Source organism: Rhodoferax sp. (genome assembly GCF_028714215.1).
Classification (GTDB): Bacteria; Pseudomonadota; Gammaproteobacteria; order Burkholderiales; family Burkholderiaceae_C; genus Rhodoferax.
The window spans coordinates 60,395-78,207 of the sequence record NZ_JAQTMS010000021.1; the positions used below are offsets into that span (position 1 = coordinate 60,395).

Sequence of the window (17,813 nt, forward strand, 5' to 3'; positions counted from 1 at the left end):
GCCGAACAATGAGGATCACGGGATTTAAATCCGCTGGCGCGCTGCTGCTTCTGATCGCCGGTCTGTTTGCCACCTGGTCCAGCGCCGAAAAGCCGGAGTGGGCCGGCGCTGGCAAGCACGGCAAGGCAAAGCAGCTGGAAAAACAGGACCCGGCCGGAAGCCCGCAGGGCAAGCCGGAGCGGGCTGGCGGGCACTTCGGCGATGCGCAGCGCGCCGTGGTGCGGGACTACTACAACCAGCAGTACCGCGCCGGCCGCTGCCCGCCGGGGCTAGCCAAGAAAAACAATGGCTGCATGCCGCCGGGGCAAGCCCGCAAGTGGGTTGTGGGCCAGCCATTGCCGCGTGAAGTCGTGTACTACAGCTTGCCGCCGGCCATCGTCGTGCAACTGGGCGTGCCGCCGGCCGGACACCGCTATGTGCGGGTGGCCTCCGACATCTTGCTGATCGCCATCGGCACCGGCCTGGTGATCGACGCGATCCAGGACCTGGGCCGCCAGTAGCCAAGCCCGCGTTCGCTCAGGCGTGGGTGATCCAGCTCGCGTGGTCCGCATGCTCCAGATGCGGCAGCGTGTTGAAGGTCACCAGGGTGTGGCGCTTGGGACTGAAGGCGAACTCGGTGATGGCGCTGTTGCGGATACGCATATTGAGCTCGATGGTGGTCTCGGGCGTGGTGCCCAGCACGTGGCCGATGGCGGTGGCAATCGGCCCGCCGCTGGAGACCAGCAGCACGTTGCCCTCGCAGTTCTTGCGGATGTGGTCCAGCGCGCTGATGACACCCAACTGGAATTCAAGATAACTGGGCATGCCCTTGGGGCTGACGACGCCGTTCATCCACTGCGTCAAGCCGTCGCGCAGCAGGCGAAAGTGATGGCGGTAGAGCTCCGGCGTGTCGGGTTTTTCCAGCTTGTAGGGATGCACCGTGGCGATCACCGCTGCGCTGTCGAATTCGTTCAGGCCCGGCCACTGCAAGGCTTCCAGATCGAAGGCGCCGCCCTCCCGGATGGCGGCGTAAGTTTGCAGGTGGCGGCGCAGGGTGCCAGTCAGCACGGCATCGAATTGCAGGCCTTTCTGGCGGAAATATTCGCCCAGCCGCAGGCTTTGCCGCTGACCCAGCGCGCTCAGTTGGTCGTAGTCGGCGGCGCCAAACGAAGCCTGGCCATGGCGTACGAGGTAAAGGGTTCCCATGCCGCGAATCTAAACCAGCAAGCAGCTTGCCTCTTGTCGCGCGAGCGACGCTGGCAATCAAGCTTGCAGCACTTTGGCCAGTACCGCCGCGTCCACATTGGCGCCGCTGATGACGGTGCCCACGCAGCGGCCCTTGAGCTGGCCGCGCTCCTGCAGGGCGGCAGCGAAGCTGGCGGCACCGGCGCCCTCGGCCGCGTTGTGGGTATCGGTGTAAATGCTGCGCATGGCTTGCGCCACCTCGGCATCGCTCACCTTGACGATGTGGTCCAGCTGCGGCGCCAGGATGCTCAGCGCCGCCTGGTCGGCCACGCGGCAGGCCATGCCGTCGGCCAGTTCGGTGCTGACCGGGGCCTCCACGATGCGACCGGCCGCCAGCGAATCGGCATAGGTGGTGGCATGGGCGCTGACGACGCCGACGATTTTGGCCTGGTGCCCCAGCGCCAGTTTGGCGGCGATGGCGGAACACGCGCCGGAGCCCTGGCCGATCGGCACATACACCACGTCGAGCTGCGGCACGGCTTTGAAAAACTCCCACCAGTAGGTGCTGACGCCTTTCAGCAAATCCGGGTGAAAACTGGGCACCATGTGGGCGCCGCTCTGCGCCGCCAGGCCGATCGCGTGCTCGCGGCTTTCCTGGAAATCGCTGCCATGCTCGATCAAGATCACCCCCAGGGCGCGCATGGCGGCGTTCTTTTCCGGCGAGTTGCCCAGCGGCACCACGATGCTGCACTGGACCCCATAAGCACGCGCTGCCCAACCGATGCTCTGGCCATGGTTGCCACGGGTAGCGCTGATGACTCTTTGGGGCAAGGCGCCGTGCTGACTGAGCTGGTGGAAATAGGTCAGGCCGCCGCGGATTTTGAAGGCGCCGACCGGTGTGTGGTTCTCGTGCTTGACCCAGCAGTCGGTGCCCAGGCGCTGGCTCAAAAGCGCCCAGCGGTATTGCGGCGTAGCCTGGAATTCGCGGTACACCACCTGGGCGGCGGCCTCGATTTCTGACAGAGCGGGGAGCAGTGGGTTTGCGGACATCGAGGTTCCAGTCAATGTGATTGGGTGGCAGAGTGCAGCAGCTTGCAGCCCGCGTAGCCAAAGACTGCGGCCAGCAGGCTTTCCAGCCAGCGGCGTGCGGCGGTGTACAGCCTGCGCGCAGTGGCGGTGGAAAACGCCAGCGCATAGCCGCCGAAAATCAGTACCCCCAGCACCATGCAGCCTGCCAACACCAGCAGCGCCACCGGCCGAGGTGCGCCGGGCGGCAGCGCCAGGGTGACGACGGCCAGCCACGACAAGATGGCCTTGGGGTTGGTGAGGTGCATGCTTGCGCCGCGCAGGTAGAGGCTGCGGGCGCTGGTGTCACTTGTCCCCGCAGCGGGGCCGTGCACCGCATCGGGTCGCCGCGCGGCGCGGGCGGACTTGAGGGCCAGCCATAGCAAATACAGTCCGCCCACCACCTTCATGACGATCAAACCGGTGGTGAAAGTGGCCAACACCTGGGACACGCCCAGTGCGGCCAATGCGCCCCAAAACAAGGACCCAGACACCACGCCCGCGGTCAGCCACAGCGCGGGTTTGCGCCCGGCGCTCATGGCCATGCCCATGATGGCCATGTTGCTTGGACCCGGGCTGCCCGCGCCGACCAGATAGGTAGCGTAGGCCAGGCCCAATTGGGCGGTCAGCAGACTGCTGCTCACAGTGCCACCTGGCCGTCAATGCAGGTCACGCAGTCGCCGCCGACCCAGACCTGGCCCGCATCGTCTTGCGCAATGTGCACGCGCCCGGCGCGGCCCAGGCAACTGCCTTGCGCGGCGACATAGGTGCGGGGCGCGAAGCCATCGGCGATCAGCCACTGGGCCAGGCTGGCGTTGAAGCTGCCGGTGACCGGATCTTCGTTGACGCCTATCGGCGCGGCGAAGGCGCGCACTTCGACTTCGACCTCGGACTCTGCAATGCCGGCAGGTTCGCTGGAGCGCGGACCAAAGGCGCGCGCTTCGCGGTTCGATCGTGCGATCAAGGCCGCTGCCGGCGCCGCTGCTTGCACGCTGGCAACCCCCACTTTTTGCCCCAGGTTCTTGAGCTCCAGGTGGTTGGGCACGAGTTGCAGCACGGTTTGCGGGCTGTCCAGCAGCAGGCCCAACCATTGCGGTCCATTGTCCAGCAATTGCGCGGCGACGATCTGACTGGCTTTGAGCCCCAGTGCCGCTGCCACCTTGGCCAGCAGGGCCGGGCCGGGATTGCTGCGTTGCAGGGGCGGTGCGGCAAAGGCCAGGCCGGTGCCCTGACGACGAATCCGGATCAGGCCGACCTTGCATTCCTGCACGAAAGATTGGCGGTCGGAGCCCCTTTTCGCAGTGCTGTTGGTGGCTCCTGAAACGCTGTTGTCTTGACCTGGGATCTCCCCCCCAATTTTCCTACCCGCCTGCAACCAGGCGTGGCATGTGCCCAGTGTCGGGTGGCCGGCGAACGGCAGTTCACCGCCGGGCGTGAAGATGCGCACGCAGTAGTCGGCTCCAGCAGCGGCACCGGCGTCGCTGGGAGGCAGCAAAAAAGTGGTTTCCGACAGATTGGTCCAGCGCGCGAAGGCTTGCATCTCCTGGTCGCTCAAATCGGTGCCGTCCAGCACCACGGCCAGCGGGTTGCCCAGGTAGGGCGCGGCCGTGAAGACGTCGACCTGCTTGAAGGGGCGTGTTCTCATGGCTCCACCCCGGTGCCGTAGCTCTGGATGGCCGCCGCCAGTGCCGCCACGCCGCGCCGGATTTCCTCCGCGCTGGAGGTGACGAAAGACAAACGCAGGGTGCGCGGGTCGGCGTCGCCGGCATAAAACGGCGCGCCGGGCACGAAGGCCACGCCTTTGTCCACCGCATAAGGCAGCAGGTCTACCGCGCTCATGCCGCGCGGCAGGCGGGCCCACAGGAACATGCCGCCGGCCGGCGTGTTCCAGGTCAGCGTGGCATCCGGGTCGCCAGCCGGCATTTCGCGCTTCAAGGCTTCCAGCATGGCGTCGCGCTGCGCTTTGTACAGGGCGCGGATGGTGGGCACATGGCGGTCCAGAAAACCGTCTTTCATGACCTCGGCAATCAGCCGCTGGTTGAAGCCGGGGCTGTGCAGATCGGCTGCCTGCTTGGCTTGCAGCAGCTTCGGGAAGACCGGCTTGGGCGCCACCACAAAGCCCAGCCGCAGGCCCGGCGCCAGCACCTTGGAGAACGATCCCAGGTAGATGCAGCCCTCCGGGTTGCGCGCCGTCAACGGCGGCGGCGGGGCGCTGTCGAACCACAGGTCGCCGTAGGGGTTGTCCTCGATCAGGGGCAAACCGAGTCGTGCGGCCTCGGCGCTCAGTGCGGCGCGGCTGGCCTCCGACATGGTGCGGCCGGTCGGGTTCTGGAAGTTGGGCAGGGCATACAGAAAGCGCGCACCGGCGGCCTTGGCGCGCAGGTCGGCGATGTCTATGCCTTCCTCATCGTTGTTCACGCCGACGACCTCGGGCTCCATCGGCGTGAAGGCCATGACGGCTCCCAGGTAGGTGGGCGACTCCACCAGCAGTTTGCTGCCGGCATCGACCAATACCTTGGCCACCAGATCCAGCCCCTGCTGCGAACCGGTGGTGATCAGGATCTGCGCCGGCTCGACCTGCCAGGGCAGTCTGGCGGCAACCATTTCGCGCAAGGGGCCAAAGCCTTCGCTGGCGGCGTATTGCAGCGCCGCCGGTGCGTCATCGCGCAAGACCTTGGCGCAGGCGGCGGCGAACTCGGCCACCGGAAAGGTCTTGGGCGAAGGCAGGCCACCGGCAAAGCTGATGATGCCGGGCCGCTCGGTGACCTTGAGGATCTCGCGGATCACCGAGGGGTTCATCTTGGCGGCGCGCCGCGCCAGCGTCCAGGGGCTTGTTTTTTGAGTGTCGGTGGGTGTCATGTTTCAGTCTCCGGGGTATTCAACAACAAAGAGGGTTGCGCCAGTGAGCGCACTGGCGCCGGGGTGTGCACCGGCATCTTCCGGCCGACAAACACCACGGCGATGACGGCCAGGCCGAAGCCCAGCGTAACCGCATCCAGCGATTCGCCCAGCAAGGGCACGGCGAACAGCATGCCTAAAAAGGGTTGCAACAATTGCACCTGGCTCACGCGCACCGTGCCGCCCAGCGCCAGGCCGCGGTACCAGGCAAAAAAGCCCAGCCACATGGAGAACACGCCGACATAGGCAAAAGCGCCCCAGGCTTGCGTTTTGATGGCTGCCTGGGGCCATTCCAGCAGTGCCAGCGGCAGGTTGATCGGCAGCGACAGGACCAGTGCCCAGCAGATCACGAATTCGGGCCGCATGCGTTGCGAGAGCTGTGCTCCGACGCCATAACCGATGGCGGCACAGGCCATCGCCAGCAGCAGCAAGGCATCGGCCGGGGCCAGCGTCAACCCATCGCGCCCGGAGCGCAGAATCGCAAACGCCACCACCAGTGCGGTCCCCAAACCGGCGCAAAGCCAAAAGCCGTTGGACGGACGCTGGCCGTGCAGCCAGGCACCCACCGCCGCCGTCGCCAGCGGCAACACACCCACAATCACGCTGGCGTGCACCGCCTCGACATGGCGCATGGCAATCGAGGTGCATAGCGGAAAACCGAACACCACCCCCAGCGCCACCGCGCCCAAGGGCAGCCAATCGGCGCGGCGCGGCCAGGGAGCGCGCGTGACCAGCAGAAAAGCGGCCGACAGCAGAGCCGCAATCACGGCCCGCCCCAGCGCAATGAAAATGCCCGACAACTGCGGCGCCTCCGGCGTGCCGACGGCCAGGCGCGTCATGGGCAGGGTCAGAGCAAAGATGGCGACCGCCAGGGTGCCCAGCCAGAGTCCCCTGCGGATAGGGTGTGTGTTCGCTGTCATGCTGCTCGCTGCGGGTGTTTAAATGGTGGCCATCCAGGCGGCGGTCAGCACCAGCACGGCGGCCATGCAGCGATTGAACCAGCGCAAGCGCGCGCCGGAGTTGTCGGGTCCGCTGAGCCAGTCGCGCAACAGGGAGCCGATCAAGGCATAGCTGAGATTGCTGCACAGGCCGAACAGCAGCAGCACCGGCAGCACGACGCCAAAGCGCGCCAGCGCGTCGGGGCGTCCGGCGAGCCAGCCGGCGACCACGGTCAGCGCCAGCATCCAGGCCTTGATGTTGAGGAACTGCAACATGACGCCTTGCCAGAAAGTGACGTTCAGGCGCGAGTTGTCGCTGTGCCAATGCGTTGGCGCCTGCGACCAGGTTCTGCTGCGCCACTCGAACCGGATGCCAGCCAGGCGCCAGGCCAGCCACAGCAGGTAAGCCACGCCCACCGAAGTGATGCCCAGCCGCAGCACGGGCACGGCCAGCACCAGGGCGCCGACGCCACCCGCGCACAAGCTGAACAACAGACCCCAGCCGACCGGCACGGCCAGCACAAAACGCAACGCCCGCTTCAAGCCCAGGTTGGCCGCCAATGCCGTCGACAGCGTGGTGTTGGGGCCGGGAGTGAAGCTGGCGGCCGTCGTCAGCAACAACAGGGCGGTCAGTTCAACGCTGTTCATGGAGAGGGGCTTGCCGGTTCATGGATTTGACTTTATAGTTGAAACCAGCACACTGGCAGTACAGTTCGGCAAACAATTTTCTAATCTGTACTGCTTAGATTGGCAGCACAGCCTGGTTGAGAGGAAGTCCATGTTAATGAAAACGGCGACGCATTCGCTGACCGAGCAACTGGCCGGTCGCTTTGCCGAGCGTATTCGCAGTCGCCTGCTGGCGCCGGGCACGCGCCTGCCGTCGGTGCGGCAGTGCGCCCAGCAACAGGGGGTGAGCCCGTCCACCGTGGTGGCGGCCTACGACCAATTGCTGGCGCAGGGGCTGGTGCAGGCGCGCCGAAACCGCGGCTTCTTTGTGCGGGAGATGGCCTTGGCACCCGAATTGACGGCGCAACCGACACCGGTTCCAAGCCACGCTTCGGGCTCCAGGCGGGCCGCCGTCGGCTTTCAGGCGCAGCACGTGCCGGTCAATGCGACGGCACTGATTCGCGGCATGTTCCATGGCAGCAACGACAAGCCGCAGCCCGGCATGGGCGCCTTTCCGCCGGACTGGCTGGAAACCACCTTCATGGCCGCGGCCGTGCGCCGTGTCACCAGCACCCGGCAATTGCAGGCGTTTTCGCTCCAGTACGGCGAGCCCGCCGGCGACGCCGGCTTGCGCCAGTCGCTGGCGCAAAAACTGGGCGGCTTGAATGTGCCCGCCACGGCGCAGCAGATCATCACCACGGTCGGCGCCACCCACGCACTGGATATCGTCAGCCGCACCCTGCTGCGCGCCGGCGACTACGTGATGGTGGAGGAGCCCGGCTGGGCCATCGAGTTTGCGCGCCTGGACGCCTTGGGCATGCGCATACTGCCGGTGCCGCGGCGCGCCGAGGGCCCCGATCTGGAGGTGATGGCGCGCTATTGCGAACTGCACAGCCCCAAGCTGTTTGTCAGCGTCAGCGTATTCCACAACCCGACCGGCTACTGCCTGACGCCGGGCAGCGCACACCGGGTGCTGCAACTGGCCAATGCGCACAATTTTCATATTGTCGAGGACGACACCTACAGCCATATTGCGCCAGAACACGCCACCCGCCTGTGTGCGCTGGATGGTTTGCAGCGCACCATTTACGTCGGCGGCTTCGCCAAAATTCTGGCGCCGGGCTGGCGCATCGGTTTCATGGCCGCGCCGCCGGCGCTGTTCGAGCGCTTGCTGGACACCAAGCTGCTGGCGACCCTGACGACACCGGCCCTGCTGGAAAAAGCGCTGGCCTGGTGTATCGACCAGGGTCAGTTGCGCCGCCATGCCGAGCGCATCCGCACCCAGCTGGACCTGGCGCGCGCGCGCAGCGTCAAGCTGGCACTGACCCACGACTGCAGTTTTGCGGCACCGCCGGCCGGCTTGTTTGGCTGGGTGGAGACCGGTGTCGATACCGACACGCTGGCGCAACGCATGCTCGACGTCGGCTACCTGCTGGCGCCGGGCGCGCTGTTTCATGCCAGCCGCCAGCCCAGCACCCTGATGCGCATCAATTTCGCAACGACACAAGAGGCCCAGTTCTGGCGCGTCTTCTCAAAAATTCGCGCCGAGTTGTAGACCGTTGCCGGCCGGCAAGGCGGTTCGCATCGACCGTCCCGCTCAGCCGCGGTGCCGGCCTTCAACGCAAGCGTCAGTCGGCCGAGAGTTCTTCCCAGCGCGCCAGCGCGTTCAGCAGTTCCTCGTCGATGGCGGCGTCGCGCTGGTACATGGCAGTGGCGCGTTTCGGGTCCTTGGCGTACAGATTGACATCGGCCAGCTCGGCTCTGAGGGCCGCTTGCTCCCGCTCCAGCTCCTCTATCCTGGCGGGCAGGCTGTCGAGTTCGCGCTGTTCCTTGTTGCTGCGCTTCTTGCTCGGTGGCGCTGCCTTGGCGGCGGCCGGCTTGCTGTCGCTGGCGGCCTTGGCTGTTGCCTTGATGGCGTTGAGAGCCATTGAATTGCCGGCATTTTGGCTCTCGCGGCTGCGTTTCGATTGAATCAGCCAGTCCTGCACGCCGCCTTCGTATTCGCGCCACAAGCCGTCTCCCTCGAAGGCAATGGTGCTGGTCACCACGTTGTCGAGAAAGGTCCGGTCATGGCTGACCAGGAACACCGTCCCTTCATAGTTTTGCAGCAGCTCTTCCAGCAATTCCAGGGTCTCGATGTCCAGGTCGTTGGTCGGCTCATCCAGCACCAGCACATTGGCGGGACGGGCAAACAGACGCGCCAGCAGCAGGCGGTTGCGCTCGCCGCCCGACAGGGAACGCACCGGCGAGTTGGCGCGGGCCGGGGAAAACAGAAAGTCGGCCAGGTAGCTTTTGACGTGTTTGCGCTGGTTGCCGATCTCTATCCATTCGCTGCCGGGACTGATGAAGTCCACCAGCGCGGCATCCAGGTCCAGCGCGTTGCGCATCTGATCGAAGTAGGCAACCTGCAGATTGGCGCCTTGGCGAACCTTGCCGCTGTCCGGTTGCAACTCACCCAAAATGAGTTTCAGCAGCGTCGTCTTGCCGGCGCCATTGGGCCCGATCAGGCCAATTTTGTCGCCCCGTACCACGGTAGCCGAAAAGTCCTTGATGACGACCTTGTCGCCGAAGGACTTGCTGGCCTGCGTCAACTCCGCCACCAATTTTCCGCTCAGCGCGCCCGAAGCCACGTCCATGCGCACCTTGCCCACCGCCTCACGGTGCGCGGCCCGGCTGGCGCGCAGTTTTTCCAATCGCACAATGCGGCTTTGGCTGCGGGTACGGCGCGCCTCGACGCCTTTTCTGATCCAGATTTCTTCCTGCGCCAGCAGTTTGTCGGCTTTGGCGCTGATGATCGCTTCCTGCGCCAGTTGCTCCTCTTTGAGCAACAGGTATTGGGAAAAATTGCCGGGATAGGAACGCAAAATACCGCGGTCCAGTTCCACGATGCGGGTCGCCACCCGGTCCAGAAAAGTCCGGTCGTGGGTGATGGTGACGACACTGCCCTTGAAGGCGATCAGCAGATCCTCCAGCCATTCGATGGAGTCCAGGTCGAGATGGTTGGTCGGCTCGTCCAGCAGCAGCACGTCGGGCTGGGCCACCAGCGCCTGCGCCAGGGCGACCCGCTTCTTGGTGCCGCCGGAGAGTGTGCCGACCACGGCGTTCTCGTCCAGGTGCAGGCGGTGCAGGGTCTCGGTCACGCGCTGCTCCCAATTCCAGCCATCCTGCGCCTCGATCGCACCTTGCAAGGCATCGAGGTCGCCGACACCTTGGCAGTATTGGTCGATCAAGCCGGTAAGGCCCGCGAGGCCCGCGCTGGCAGCGACAAAGACGGTCGCTTCCTGATCGAGCAGCGGTTCTTGCGCCACATAGGCCAGACGCAGGTTTTGCTGCAACTGCAAGGTCCCGTCATCGGCTTTCTCAAGCCCGGCCAAAATCTTCAGCAGGGACGACTTGCCGCTGCCATTGCGGCCGATCAGGCCCACCCGCTCGCCGGATTCGAGAACAAAGTCGGTGTGATCGAGTAGCGCGACGTGGCCAAAAGCGAGTTGGGCGTTTAGAAATGTAATAAGTGCCATAGGGGGAGGATTATCCAGCCCAATGATTTGCCTTGTGCAGAATCAACGCACAATACGCGCTGCAAATTGAGGAGGTCGCTATCTATGTCAAACACGGTCAGGGTCTGGGACTTGCCAACCCGGGTCTTCCATTGGGCGCTGGTCGCTTGCGTTACGGGTTTGGTCACGACGGCACAGCTCGGCGGCAACGCCATGGTCTGGCATTTCCGCTGCGGCTACACAGTGCTCAGCCTGCTGCTGTTTCGCATGGTTTGGGGGTTGCTGGGCGGGCACTGGTCTCGCTTCAGTTCGTTCCTCTATTCGCCGGCGACCGTGCTGCGTTACCTGAAAGGCCAAAGCGCACCGGAGCATTCCATTGGACATAACCCGCTGGGGTCTTTTTCGGTGTTCGCGCTGCTGGGGTTTCTTCTGCTGCAGGTCGCCTCGGGGCTGATCAGCGACGACGAGATCGCCGCCGCGGGTCCACTGGTCAAGTTTGTGCCCAACAGTTGGGTCAGCAACGCCACTCATTACCATGCAAACATTGGCAAGCTGATCCTGTTGGGCTTGCTGGTGCTGCACATTGGCGCCATCCTTTTCTATCGTTTCAAGAAGGGGGAGGACCTGGTTGCCCCCATGATTCGAGGCGACAAGCAAATCTCCATTGCAGTCGATAGTTCGCGCGACGATGGCCGCTCCCGCCTACTGGCCGCCGCCATTTTTCTGGGCTGCGCGGCGCTGGTGGCATGGACGCTGGGACAGACCGGATCATGAAAAACCCCAGCCTTCGATTCATCACGCCCAACTCGCCCGAGGAGTTCGACACCTTGCGCCGCCTTTTCCGCGAGTACGCCGAAACGCTCCAGGTCGATTTGTGTTTCCAGGACTTTGAAGCAGAGTTGGCGCAACTGCCAGGAAAGTATGCCAGACCAGGCGGCGCCTTGCTGCTGGCCATGGTGGGGAAAGTGCCCGCTGGTTGCTGCGCGCTGCGCCCACTGGACCTGGCCGAGCACCCCAATGCCTGCGAGATGAAGCGACTCTACGTGCGACCCGGTTTCCGCGGTACCGGCATCGGACGCCAGTTGGTGGAAGCGATTCTGGACTGTGCCCGTCTGGCCGCCTACGACTGCGTGCTGTTGGACACACTGGACGACATGGAGCGCGCGCGTGCGCTCTACCAGGAGCTGGGCTTCAAGGAAATACCCCCCTACTATCACAACCCGATAGCCGGGGCGCACTACCTGAAGGTTGTACTGTAGACAACGCCACCCGCTGCCGGGTGGCGCCGGCTTCAGCCTTTGGCCTGGGCCAGCAGGGTGGCAGCGTCACTGACTTCAAATTTGCCAGGCGCTTCAATGTTCAAAGTTGCCACTTTGCCATTCTTCACCAGCATCGAATAGCGGTTGCTGCGCAAGCCCATTCCCTTGCCGGTCAGATCGAGCGTCAAGCCGGTTGCCTTGGCGAAGGCGGCATCGCCATCCGCCAGCATGCGCACCTTGCCATCGGTTTTCTGATCGCGGGCCCAGGCCCCCATGACAAAGGCGTCGTTCACGCTAACACACCAGATCTCGTCCACGCCAGCCGCTTTCAGTTCCGAAAATTTCTGGATATAGCCCGGCACGTGTTTGGCGGAGCAGGTCGGCGTGAAGGCCCCTGGCAGTGCGAACAAGGCAATCGTCTTGCCTGCGCTGGCCTTGGTCACGTCCACCGGATTGGGACCCAGACTGCAGCCGCCACCTTCGACCTCGGAATATTCCATCAAGGTGCTGGCCGGAAGACTATCGCCTACTTTAATCATTTTCTACTCCTGAAATAGTTGACTGAAACTTGCAGGACAGGCATTGCGCCGTCCTCAGCTGATGAACCAATGAAAACGGCTCACATTGTGAGCCGTTTTTGAGAAGCTTGCAGTCTGGCGACCGCAAAGGCTTAAACCTCGATGGCTTTTTGGACCAAACGGGTGGCAACCCAATTCTTGGTTTTGGAAATCGGCTTGCTCTCCGCAATTTCAATGATGTCACCCACTTTGTACTCGCTCTTTTCGTCATGCGCGTGGTACTTGCTGGATTTACCAACGATCTTGCCGTAGAGCTCGTGCTTGACCCGGCGTTCAATCAATACGGTAACCGTCTTGGCGCGCTTGTCACTGACCACCTTGCCAATCAGGGTACGCTTGAGGGATTTTTTAGCTTCCGTCATTTATAGCTCCTTATTTGGCGGATTTTTCAGCGCTTTGCTTCTCGACAAGAATGGTCTTGGCGCGAGCAATATCGCGGCGCGTGGAGCGCAGCGTAGCGGTGTTGTTGAGTTGTTGCGTGGCCTTCTGCATGCGCAGGCCAAAGTGGGCTTTTTGCAGCTCTTTGACTTCCGATTGCAAAGCGGCAACGTCTTTCTGGCGCAGTTCAGTAGTTTTCATATCATGTTCTCCTGATTACTGGCCAATCATGCGGGCCACAAAAGTGGTGCGCAACGGCAGCTTCGCGGCCGCCAGACGAAAGGCTTCACGCGCCAGTTCTTCCGGCACGCCGACGATTTCAAAAACGATCTTGCCGGGCTGGATCTCGGCCACGTAGTACTCGGGATTGCCTTTGCCGTTACCCATGCGGACCTCGGCCGGTTTCTGGGAAATCGGCTTGTCGGGGAAGACGCGAATCCAGATCCGGCCACCGCGTTTGACGTGACGGGAAATGGCACGGCGTGCCGCTTCGATTTGCCGGGCCGTCAGACGGCCGCGGTCTACACACTTCAGACCAAAATCACCGAACGCGACCGAGCTGCCTCGGGTCGCAATGCCGGTGTTACGGCCTTTTTGCTCTTTGCGATATTTGCGACGAGCGGGTTGCAACATAATTATTCTCCTTTGCCGTCAGCTGCTGCAGCTGGCGCGGCTACCTTGCGGACGCGCTTAACGGCGGGTTTGTTTGCATCGGCGCCAACGGCCTCAGCGGGTTTGTCGCTGCCATCTGCCGGCGCGACGTTGCCAGCCAGCGCCGGACGACGCGCACCACGCGGAGCGGGACGATCGGAGCCCGGACGCGCATCGCGACGCGGGCCACGCGGGCGCCGCTCTTCATCGGCACGCGGTTCCACGGCGGCCGGCAGATCGTTACGACCCAGCGTGTCACCCTTGTAGACCCAAACCTTGACACCAATGATGCCGTAGGTTGTTTTGGCTTCGGAAGTACCGTAGTCGATATCGGCACGCAGTGTATGAAGCGGCACGCGACCTTCGCGATACCACTCGCAACGCGCGATTTCAATACCGTTCAAACGGCCCGATGACATGATCTTGATGCCCAGGGCACCCAAGCGCATGGCGTTTTGCATGGCGCGTTTCATGGCCCGACGGAACATGATGCGCTTTTCGAGCTGCTGGGTAATGCTGTCAGCAATCAGCTTGGCATCGATTTCGGGCTTGCGCACTTCCTCGATGTTGACGGCCACCGGCACGTTCAACTGACGCGACAGTTCACGCTTCAGGTTCTCGATGTCCTCGCCCTTTTTACCGATCACAACACCCGGACGCGCCGAGAAAATGGTGATCCGCGCATTCTTGGCCGGGCGCTCGATCAGAACGCGCGACACGGAAGCGTTTTTCAGCTTGGCCTTCAGGTACTCGCGCACCTTGATGTCTTCAGCCAGCATGCCGGCAAAGTCGCGGTCGTTAGCGTACCAGCGTGATGCCCAGTTGCGGCTGATCGACAGGCGAAAGCCGGTTGGGTGGATTTTTTGTCCCATATCTTCCTGGCCTCTTTCAGTTACCAACCGTCACATACACATGGCACGTGGGTTTTCTGATTTGGTTGCCACGACCTTTTGCGCGGGCCGTGAAGCGCTTGAGCGAGGCACCTTGTTCGACGTAGATGGTTTTCACCTTCAGTTCGTCGATGTCGGCACCGTCATTGTGTTCAGCGTTAGCGATGGCGGACTCCAGAACCTTTTTGATGATCACGGCAGCTTTTTTCTGCGTGAACTGCAAAATGTTCAAGGCTTGATCCACTTTCTTGCCGCGAATCAGATCCGCGACCAAACGGCCCTTGTCGACCGACAAACGAACGCCACGAAGGGTTGCACGTGTTTCCATGTTCACCTCCTTATTTCTTTTGGACTTTTTTGTCCGCTGGATGGCCCTTGAAAGTCCGGGTGAGAGCGAACTCACCCAACTTGTGGCCAACCATTTGATCGGTGATATAGACCGGCACGTGCTGCTTGCCGTTGTGCACCGCGATGGTCAGACCGATGAAATCGGGCAGGACCATGGAGCGACGCGACCAAGTCTTAATCGGCTTTTTGTCTTTGCTGGCTACAGCTTTGTCGGCCTTTGCCACCAGATGATGGTCAACAAACGGACCTTTTTTGAGAGAACGAGTCATTTACCTGCCCCTTACTTCTTGCGACGCGACACGATCATGACCTGCGTGCGCTTGTTGTTACGGGTACGGTAACCCTTGGTCAGATTACCCCAAGGATCGACTGGATGACGGCCTTCGCCGGTCTTGCCCTCACCACCGCCATGGGGGTGATCCACCGGGTTCATGACAACGCCGCGAACCGTCGGGCGAATACCCATCCAGCGCTTGACGCCGGCCTTGCCCAGGCGCCGCAAACTGTTTTCCTCATTGGCCACCTGACCCAGGGTCGCACGGCATTCAATGTGGATTTTGCGAACCTCACCGGAACGCATGCGCACTTGAGCGTAAGTGCCCTCGCGCGCCAGCAGGGTTGCCGAGGTACCGGCGGAGCGCACGGTTTGCGCGCCCTTGCCGACCTGCAACTCAACGCAATGCACGATGGAGCCGACCGGGATATTGCGGATTGGCAAGGTGTTGCCAACCCGAATCGGGGCTTCGGCACCGCTCATGATTGACGCGCCAACCTCAAGGCCGCGCGGCGCGATGATGTAGCGACGCTCGCCATCGGCGTAGCAGACCAAGGCGATATGGGCCGAGCGGTTGGGATCGTATTCGATGCGCTCGACTTTGGCCGGGATGCCGTCCTTGTTGCGCAGGAAGTCAACCACACGGTAATGGTGCTTGTGGCCGCCACCCTTGTGCCGCGTCGTGATATGTCCGTTGTTATTGCGGCCGGCATGCTGGAACTGAGGCTCCAGCAGCGCTGCAAAGGGCTCACCCTTGTACAGGTGGTCACGCGAGATCTTCACCACGCCACGACGGCCGGGTGAAGTTGGTTTCATTTTGATAACAGCCATGATTACGCAGCCTCCCCGCCAAGGTTCAGCTCTTGACCGGGCTTCAGCGTCACATAAGCCTTGCGGATATTGTCGCGACGGCCCACCGACTTGCCAAAACGTTTGGTCTTGCCCTTAGTGTTCACCACAGAGACGCCTTTGACCTCAACCTTGAACATCAACTCCACAGCGGCTTTGATTTCATATTTGGTGGCATCCTGTAGCACCTTGAAAGTCACGGCATTGCTCTTTTCACCGATCATCGTTGCCTTTTCAGACACGATGGGAGCCACCAGCACCTGCATCAGGCGACCTTCTTCAAACTTGGTAGTATTTGGACCGTGGCTCATGCGAACATCTCCTTGAGTTTGTCCATGGCAGCCTTGGTGACAAGCACTTTGCGATAGTGAACCAGAGACAGCGGATCAGCGTAACGCGGTTCAACCACCAGCACGTTCACCAGATTGCGGGAAGCCAGGTACAGGTTTTCGTCGACCTCATCGGCGATCACCAGCACCGACTCCAGATTCATGGCCTTGAACTTGGCCGCCAGGGGCTTGGTCTTCGGCGAGTCCACGGTGAGGGAGTCAACCACGGCCAAGCGGCCTTCGCGGGCCAACTGCGAGAAGATGGACGCCATGCCGGCACGGTACATCTTCTTGTTGATTTTCTGCGCGAAATTCTCATCCGGCATGTTCGGGAATATCCGACCGCCGCCGCGCCACAGGGGCGACGAAGTCATACCGGCACGCGCACGACCAGTACCCTTTTGCTTGAACGGCTTCTTGGTCGAGTGATGGACTTGTTCGCGGTCCTTCTGGGCGCGTGTGCCTTGACGGGCATTGGCCTGGAAAGCCACTACAACCTGGTGTACCAGGTCTTCGTTGTAAGCACGACCAAACACGGTTTCCGGCGCTTCGAATTTTGAAGTGGCCTGACCTTGGTCATTCAGGAGTTCGAGCTGCATCAGTTCGCTCCTTTCGTGTCAGCATTTTTTGCCTTGACTTTGACGGCCGGGCGAACGGTGACAAAACCGCCAGCCGAACCAGGAATGGCGCCTTTGATCATCAGCAATTGGCGCGCTTCGTCGATCCGAATCACGTCGAGGTTTTGCGTGGTCACAGTGTCATCGCCCAGGTGACCGGTCATGCGTTTACCTGGAAACACGCGGCCCGGATCCTGTGCCATGCCGATCGAGCCCGGAACGTTGTGCGAACGGCTGTTGCCGTGCGACGCCCGCTGCGAACTCATGTGGTGACGCTTGATCGTTCCGGCGTAGCCCTTGCCAACGGTAGTGCCCTGCACGTCAACTTTTTGACCAACGGCAAAGACCGCCGTCACAGGCACCGTGGCGCCCGCTTTGTACTGGGCTGCCACATCGGCAGTCAGGCGGAATTCTTGAATGATTTCACCGGCTTCGACACCTGCTTTGGCAAGGTGACCGGCTGCCGGCTTGTTTACGCGCGAAGCTTTGCGCGCGCCAAATGTCACTTGCAAGGCGACATAGCCGTCATTCTCTTGGGTTTTGACCTGGGTCACTCGGTTGTTTGATACATCCACCACCGTGACAGGGATTGCATCCCCCTCATCGGTGAATAGGCGCATCATGCCCACCTTGCGGCCCAGCAACCCTAGGGAGTTGCTCAGACTCATTGTTTTCTCCGTAACTCTCACCACTGCAACTTCAATTGGCTACAGTGTTTTGTGTGAGAGACTGTTAATAAAACCCCGTCGAAAACGCACAGCGTCGCCAACAGAGCCGTCTAGTATATCCCGAACCTATTTATCACGCAAGCTCATTCAACACCAGAACTCTCAAGGAGTTTCGGCTTGCACCGAAACTCCATCTGACTTATTGCAGCTTGATCTCGACATCCACGCCGGCCGGCAAATCGAGCTTCATCAAGGCATCAACGGTTTTATCGGTCGGGTCCACGATGTCCATCAGGCGCTGATGGGTGCGGATTTCAAACTGGTCGCGACTGGTCTTGTTGACGTGCGGCGAACGCAGGATGTCGAAGCGTTTCATGCGTGTCGGCAAGGGCACCGGACCCTTGACAATTGCGCCCGTGCGTTTGGCGGTGTCCACAATCTCGGCGGCCGACTGGTCGATGAGTTTGTAGTCGAAGGCCTTCAGGCGAATGCGGATTTTTTGTTTGGTAGCCATGGTAGTTCTTTCTTAATCAGTTAAGGACGGCGCCGGCGCGCTTAGCGTCGCGGCGCGCTGTCCCGCAAAACATCAGGCTATGATCTTGGCCACCACACCCGCACCCACCGTCTTGCCACCTTCACGGATGGCAAAACGCAGACCTTCTTCCATCGCGATCGGGTTGATCAGCTTGACCGTGATCGATACGTTGTCGCCCGGCATCACCATCTCTTTGCCTTCCGGCAACT

Annotated in this window: 24 protein-coding genes and 1 pseudogene; 4 read left to right on the forward strand and 21 right to left on the reverse strand. The window is 62.0% G+C overall.

Annotated features, from left to right (window positions below; all coding sequences use genetic code 11):
- The first annotated feature begins 8 nt into the window (after positions 1–8).
- On the forward strand, positions 9–500 hold the full coding sequence (locus tag PHS32_RS11435) for an RcnB family protein (protein ID WP_301079089.1): 492 nt from the start codon (positions 9–11) through the stop codon (positions 498–500).
- 16 nt (positions 501–516) lie between these two features.
- Here PHS32_RS11435 and PHS32_RS11440 read toward each other — a convergent pair whose 3' ends face one another.
- The 7 genes from PHS32_RS11440 to PHS32_RS11470 are packed head-to-tail and all read right to left on the reverse strand — an operon-like array spanning position 517 to position 6,713.
- The gene (locus PHS32_RS11440) at positions 517–1,185 is read right to left on the reverse strand and encodes a histidine phosphatase family protein (RefSeq protein ID WP_301079090.1); all 669 of its coding nucleotides are present in this window, start codon (positions 1,183–1,185) and stop codon (positions 517–519) included.
- 57 nt (positions 1,186–1,242) lie between these two features.
- On the reverse strand, positions 1,243–2,214 hold the full coding sequence (locus tag PHS32_RS11445) for a threonine dehydratase (RefSeq protein ID WP_301079091.1): 972 nt from the start codon (positions 2,212–2,214) through the stop codon (positions 1,243–1,245).
- 11 nt (positions 2,215–2,225) lie between these two features.
- Positions 2,226–2,873, reverse strand: coding sequence for a LysE family translocator (locus PHS32_RS11450; RefSeq protein WP_301079092.1), 648 nt, complete (start codon positions 2,871–2,873; stop codon positions 2,226–2,228).
- Positions 2,870–3,874, reverse strand: a complete 1,005-nt coding sequence (locus PHS32_RS11455) for a PhzF family phenazine biosynthesis protein (RefSeq protein WP_301079093.1) — start codon at positions 3,872–3,874, stop codon at positions 2,870–2,872. Before PHS32_RS11455 ends, PHS32_RS11450 begins: the two co-directional genes overlap by 4 nt.
- Positions 3,871–5,088 (reverse strand): PLP-dependent aminotransferase family protein, encoded by a 1,218-nt coding sequence (locus PHS32_RS11460; RefSeq protein WP_301079095.1) that lies wholly within the window; start codon positions 5,086–5,088, stop codon positions 3,871–3,873. Before PHS32_RS11460 ends, PHS32_RS11455 begins: the two co-directional genes overlap by 4 nt.
- Positions 5,085–6,047: a DMT family transporter gene (locus tag PHS32_RS11465; RefSeq protein ID WP_301079097.1), complete on the reverse strand. Its 963-nt coding sequence runs from the start codon at positions 6,045–6,047 to the stop codon at positions 5,085–5,087. The genes PHS32_RS11460 and PHS32_RS11465 overlap by 4 nt, the downstream gene beginning before the upstream one ends.
- 18 nt (positions 6,048–6,065) lie before the next feature.
- A complete protein-coding gene (locus PHS32_RS11470) occupies positions 6,066–6,713 on the reverse strand; it encodes a LysE family translocator (RefSeq protein WP_301079098.1) in 648 nt (215 codons plus the stop codon).
- 130 nt (positions 6,714–6,843) lie between these two features.
- On the opposite strand from PHS32_RS11470, the gene PHS32_RS11475 reads away from it, so the two are divergent.
- A complete protein-coding gene (locus tag PHS32_RS11475) occupies positions 6,844–8,286 on the forward strand; it encodes a PLP-dependent aminotransferase family protein (RefSeq protein ID WP_301079099.1) in 1,443 nt (480 codons plus the stop codon).
- A gap of 73 nt (positions 8,287–8,359) precedes the next feature.
- Here PHS32_RS11475 and PHS32_RS11480 read toward each other — a convergent pair whose 3' ends face one another.
- A complete protein-coding gene (locus tag PHS32_RS11480) occupies positions 8,360–10,249 on the reverse strand; it encodes an ATP-binding cassette domain-containing protein (protein WP_301079100.1) in 1,890 nt (629 codons plus the stop codon).
- An 84-nt stretch (positions 10,250–10,333) separates the two neighbouring features.
- Here PHS32_RS11480 and PHS32_RS11485 point away from each other — a divergent pair, with 84 nt between their 5' ends.
- Both PHS32_RS11485 and PHS32_RS11490 read left to right on the forward strand, forming a co-directional pair.
- Complete coding sequence (locus tag PHS32_RS11485; protein ID WP_301079101.1) at positions 10,334–11,002, forward strand: cytochrome b/b6 domain-containing protein; 669 nt, start codon at positions 10,334–10,336, stop codon at positions 11,000–11,002.
- Positions 10,999–11,487, forward strand: a complete 489-nt coding sequence (locus tag PHS32_RS11490; RefSeq protein WP_301079102.1) for a GNAT family N-acetyltransferase — start codon at positions 10,999–11,001, stop codon at positions 11,485–11,487. The genes PHS32_RS11485 and PHS32_RS11490 overlap by 4 nt, the downstream gene beginning before the upstream one ends.
- Before the next feature lie 32 nt (positions 11,488–11,519).
- Here the strand turns inward: PHS32_RS11490 and PHS32_RS11495 are convergent, their stop codons facing one another.
- The 13 genes and pseudogenes from PHS32_RS11495 to tuf all read right to left on the reverse strand — a co-directional run.
- Positions 11,520–12,026 carry a peroxiredoxin gene (locus PHS32_RS11495; protein WP_301079104.1) on the reverse strand — a complete coding sequence of 169 codons (507 nt, stop codon included), beginning with the start codon at positions 12,024–12,026 and terminating at the stop codon, positions 11,520–11,522.
- Between the two features lie 131 nt (positions 12,027–12,157).
- Positions 12,158–12,427 (reverse strand): 30S ribosomal protein S17, encoded by a 270-nt coding sequence (gene rpsQ / locus PHS32_RS11500; protein ID WP_301079105.1) that lies wholly within the window; start codon positions 12,425–12,427, stop codon positions 12,158–12,160.
- Between the two features lie 10 nt (positions 12,428–12,437).
- Positions 12,438–12,644 carry a 50S ribosomal protein L29 gene (gene rpmC / locus PHS32_RS11505; RefSeq protein WP_301079106.1) on the reverse strand — a complete coding sequence of 69 codons (207 nt, stop codon included), beginning with the start codon at positions 12,642–12,644 and terminating at the stop codon, positions 12,438–12,440.
- Between the two features lie 15 nt (positions 12,645–12,659).
- Entirely contained in the window at positions 12,660–13,076 is a 417-nt protein-coding gene (gene rplP / locus PHS32_RS11510) for a 50S ribosomal protein L16 (protein WP_301079107.1), read from the reverse strand.
- Positions 13,077–13,078: 2 nt separating this feature from the next.
- Complete coding sequence (gene rpsC / locus PHS32_RS11515) at positions 13,079–13,966, reverse strand: 30S ribosomal protein S3 (protein WP_301079108.1); 888 nt, start codon at positions 13,964–13,966, stop codon at positions 13,079–13,081.
- 16 nt (positions 13,967–13,982) lie between these two features.
- Complete coding sequence (gene rplV / locus PHS32_RS11520; RefSeq protein WP_301079109.1) at positions 13,983–14,312, reverse strand: 50S ribosomal protein L22; 330 nt, start codon at positions 14,310–14,312, stop codon at positions 13,983–13,985.
- A 10-nt stretch (positions 14,313–14,322) separates the two neighbouring features.
- On the reverse strand, positions 14,323–14,601 hold the full coding sequence (rpsS, locus tag PHS32_RS11525) for a 30S ribosomal protein S19 (protein ID WP_301079110.1): 279 nt from the start codon (positions 14,599–14,601) through the stop codon (positions 14,323–14,325).
- Between the two features lie 11 nt (positions 14,602–14,612).
- Positions 14,613–15,437, reverse strand: a complete 825-nt coding sequence (gene rplB, locus PHS32_RS11530; RefSeq protein ID WP_301079111.1) for a 50S ribosomal protein L2 — start codon at positions 15,435–15,437, stop codon at positions 14,613–14,615.
- Between the two features lie 2 nt (positions 15,438–15,439).
- Entirely contained in the window at positions 15,440–15,766 is a 327-nt protein-coding gene (gene rplW / locus PHS32_RS11535; RefSeq protein ID WP_301079112.1) for a 50S ribosomal protein L23, read from the reverse strand.
- Positions 15,763–16,383 (reverse strand): 50S ribosomal protein L4, encoded by a 621-nt coding sequence (rplD, locus tag PHS32_RS11540; protein ID WP_301079113.1) that lies wholly within the window; start codon positions 16,381–16,383, stop codon positions 15,763–15,765. The genes rplW and rplD overlap by 4 nt, the downstream gene beginning before the upstream one ends.
- Positions 16,383–17,069 (reverse strand): 50S ribosomal protein L3, encoded by a 687-nt coding sequence (gene rplC, locus PHS32_RS11545; RefSeq protein ID WP_301079114.1) that lies wholly within the window; start codon positions 17,067–17,069, stop codon positions 16,383–16,385. Before rplC ends, rplD begins: the two co-directional genes overlap by 1 nt.
- Before the next feature lie 199 nt (positions 17,070–17,268).
- The gene (gene rpsJ / locus PHS32_RS11550; protein WP_028250951.1) at positions 17,269–17,583 is read right to left on the reverse strand and encodes a 30S ribosomal protein S10; all 315 of its coding nucleotides are present in this window, start codon (positions 17,581–17,583) and stop codon (positions 17,269–17,271) included.
- A 72-nt stretch (positions 17,584–17,655) separates the two neighbouring features.
- A pseudogene (gene tuf, locus PHS32_RS11555) lies at positions 17,656–17,813 on the reverse strand (elongation factor Tu); the annotation flags it as partial.

Excerpts from the sequence above, each read along its gene's own strand:
- PHS32_RS11455 (WP_301079093.1), bottom strand. The coding sequence starts at position 3,874 with ATGAGAACACGCCCCTTCAAGCAGGTCGACGTCTTCACGGCCGCGCCC.
- PHS32_RS11435 (WP_301079089.1), top strand. The coding sequence starts at position 9 with ATGAGGATCACGGGATTTAAATCCGCTGGCGCGCTGCTGCTTCTGATC.
- rplC (WP_301079114.1), bottom strand. The coding sequence starts at position 17,069 with ATGAGTCTGAGCAACTCCCTAGGGTTGCTGGGCCGCAAGGTGGGCATG.
- PHS32_RS11470 (WP_301079098.1), bottom strand. The coding sequence starts at position 6,713 with ATGAACAGCGTTGAACTGACCGCCCTGTTGTTGCTGACGACGGCCGCC.
- rplD (WP_301079113.1), bottom strand. The coding sequence starts at position 16,383 with ATGCAGCTCGAACTCCTGAATGACCAAGGTCAGGCCACTTCAAAATTC.
- PHS32_RS11445 (WP_301079091.1), bottom strand. The coding sequence starts at position 2,214 with ATGTCCGCAAACCCACTGCTCCCCGCTCTGTCAGAAATCGAGGCCGCC.
- PHS32_RS11485 (WP_301079101.1), top strand. The coding sequence starts at position 10,334 with ATGTCAAACACGGTCAGGGTCTGGGACTTGCCAACCCGGGTCTTCCAT.
- PHS32_RS11490 (WP_301079102.1), top strand. The coding sequence starts at position 10,999 with ATGAAAAACCCCAGCCTTCGATTCATCACGCCCAACTCGCCCGAGGAG.
- rplW (WP_301079112.1), bottom strand. The coding sequence starts at position 15,766 with ATGAGCCACGGTCCAAATACTACCAAGTTTGAAGAAGGTCGCCTGATG.
- rpsQ (WP_301079105.1), bottom strand. The coding sequence starts at position 12,427 with ATGACGGAAGCTAAAAAATCCCTCAAGCGTACCCTGATTGGCAAGGTG.
- rpsS (WP_301079110.1), bottom strand. The coding sequence starts at position 14,601 with ATGACTCGTTCTCTCAAAAAAGGTCCGTTTGTTGACCATCATCTGGTG.
- rpsC (WP_301079108.1), bottom strand. The coding sequence starts at position 13,966 with ATGGGACAAAAAATCCACCCAACCGGCTTTCGCCTGTCGATCAGCCGC.
- PHS32_RS11460 (WP_301079095.1), bottom strand. The coding sequence starts at position 5,088 with ATGACACCCACCGACACTCAAAAAACAAGCCCCTGGACGCTGGCGCGG.
- PHS32_RS11440 (WP_301079090.1), bottom strand. The coding sequence starts at position 1,185 with ATGGGAACCCTTTACCTCGTACGCCATGGCCAGGCTTCGTTTGGCGCC.
- PHS32_RS11465 (WP_301079097.1), bottom strand. The coding sequence starts at position 6,047 with ATGACAGCGAACACACACCCTATCCGCAGGGGACTCTGGCTGGGCACC.
- rpsJ (WP_028250951.1), bottom strand. The coding sequence starts at position 17,583 with ATGGCTACCAAACAAAAAATCCGCATTCGCCTGAAGGCCTTCGACTAC.
- PHS32_RS11495 (WP_301079104.1), bottom strand. The coding sequence starts at position 12,026 with ATGATTAAAGTAGGCGATAGTCTTCCGGCCAGCACCTTGATGGAATAT.
- rplP (WP_301079107.1), bottom strand. The coding sequence starts at position 13,076 with ATGTTGCAACCCGCTCGTCGCAAATATCGCAAAGAGCAAAAAGGCCGT.
- rplV (WP_301079109.1), bottom strand. The coding sequence starts at position 14,312 with ATGGAAACACGTGCAACCCTTCGTGGCGTTCGTTTGTCGGTCGACAAG.
- PHS32_RS11475 (WP_301079099.1), top strand. The coding sequence starts at position 6,844 with ATGTTAATGAAAACGGCGACGCATTCGCTGACCGAGCAACTGGCCGGT.
- rpmC (WP_301079106.1), bottom strand. The coding sequence starts at position 12,644 with ATGAAAACTACTGAACTGCGCCAGAAAGACGTTGCCGCTTTGCAATCG.
- rplB (WP_301079111.1), bottom strand. The coding sequence starts at position 15,437 with ATGGCTGTTATCAAAATGAAACCAACTTCACCCGGCCGTCGTGGCGTG.
- PHS32_RS11480 (WP_301079100.1), bottom strand. The coding sequence starts at position 10,249 with ATGGCACTTATTACATTTCTAAACGCCCAACTCGCTTTTGGCCACGTC.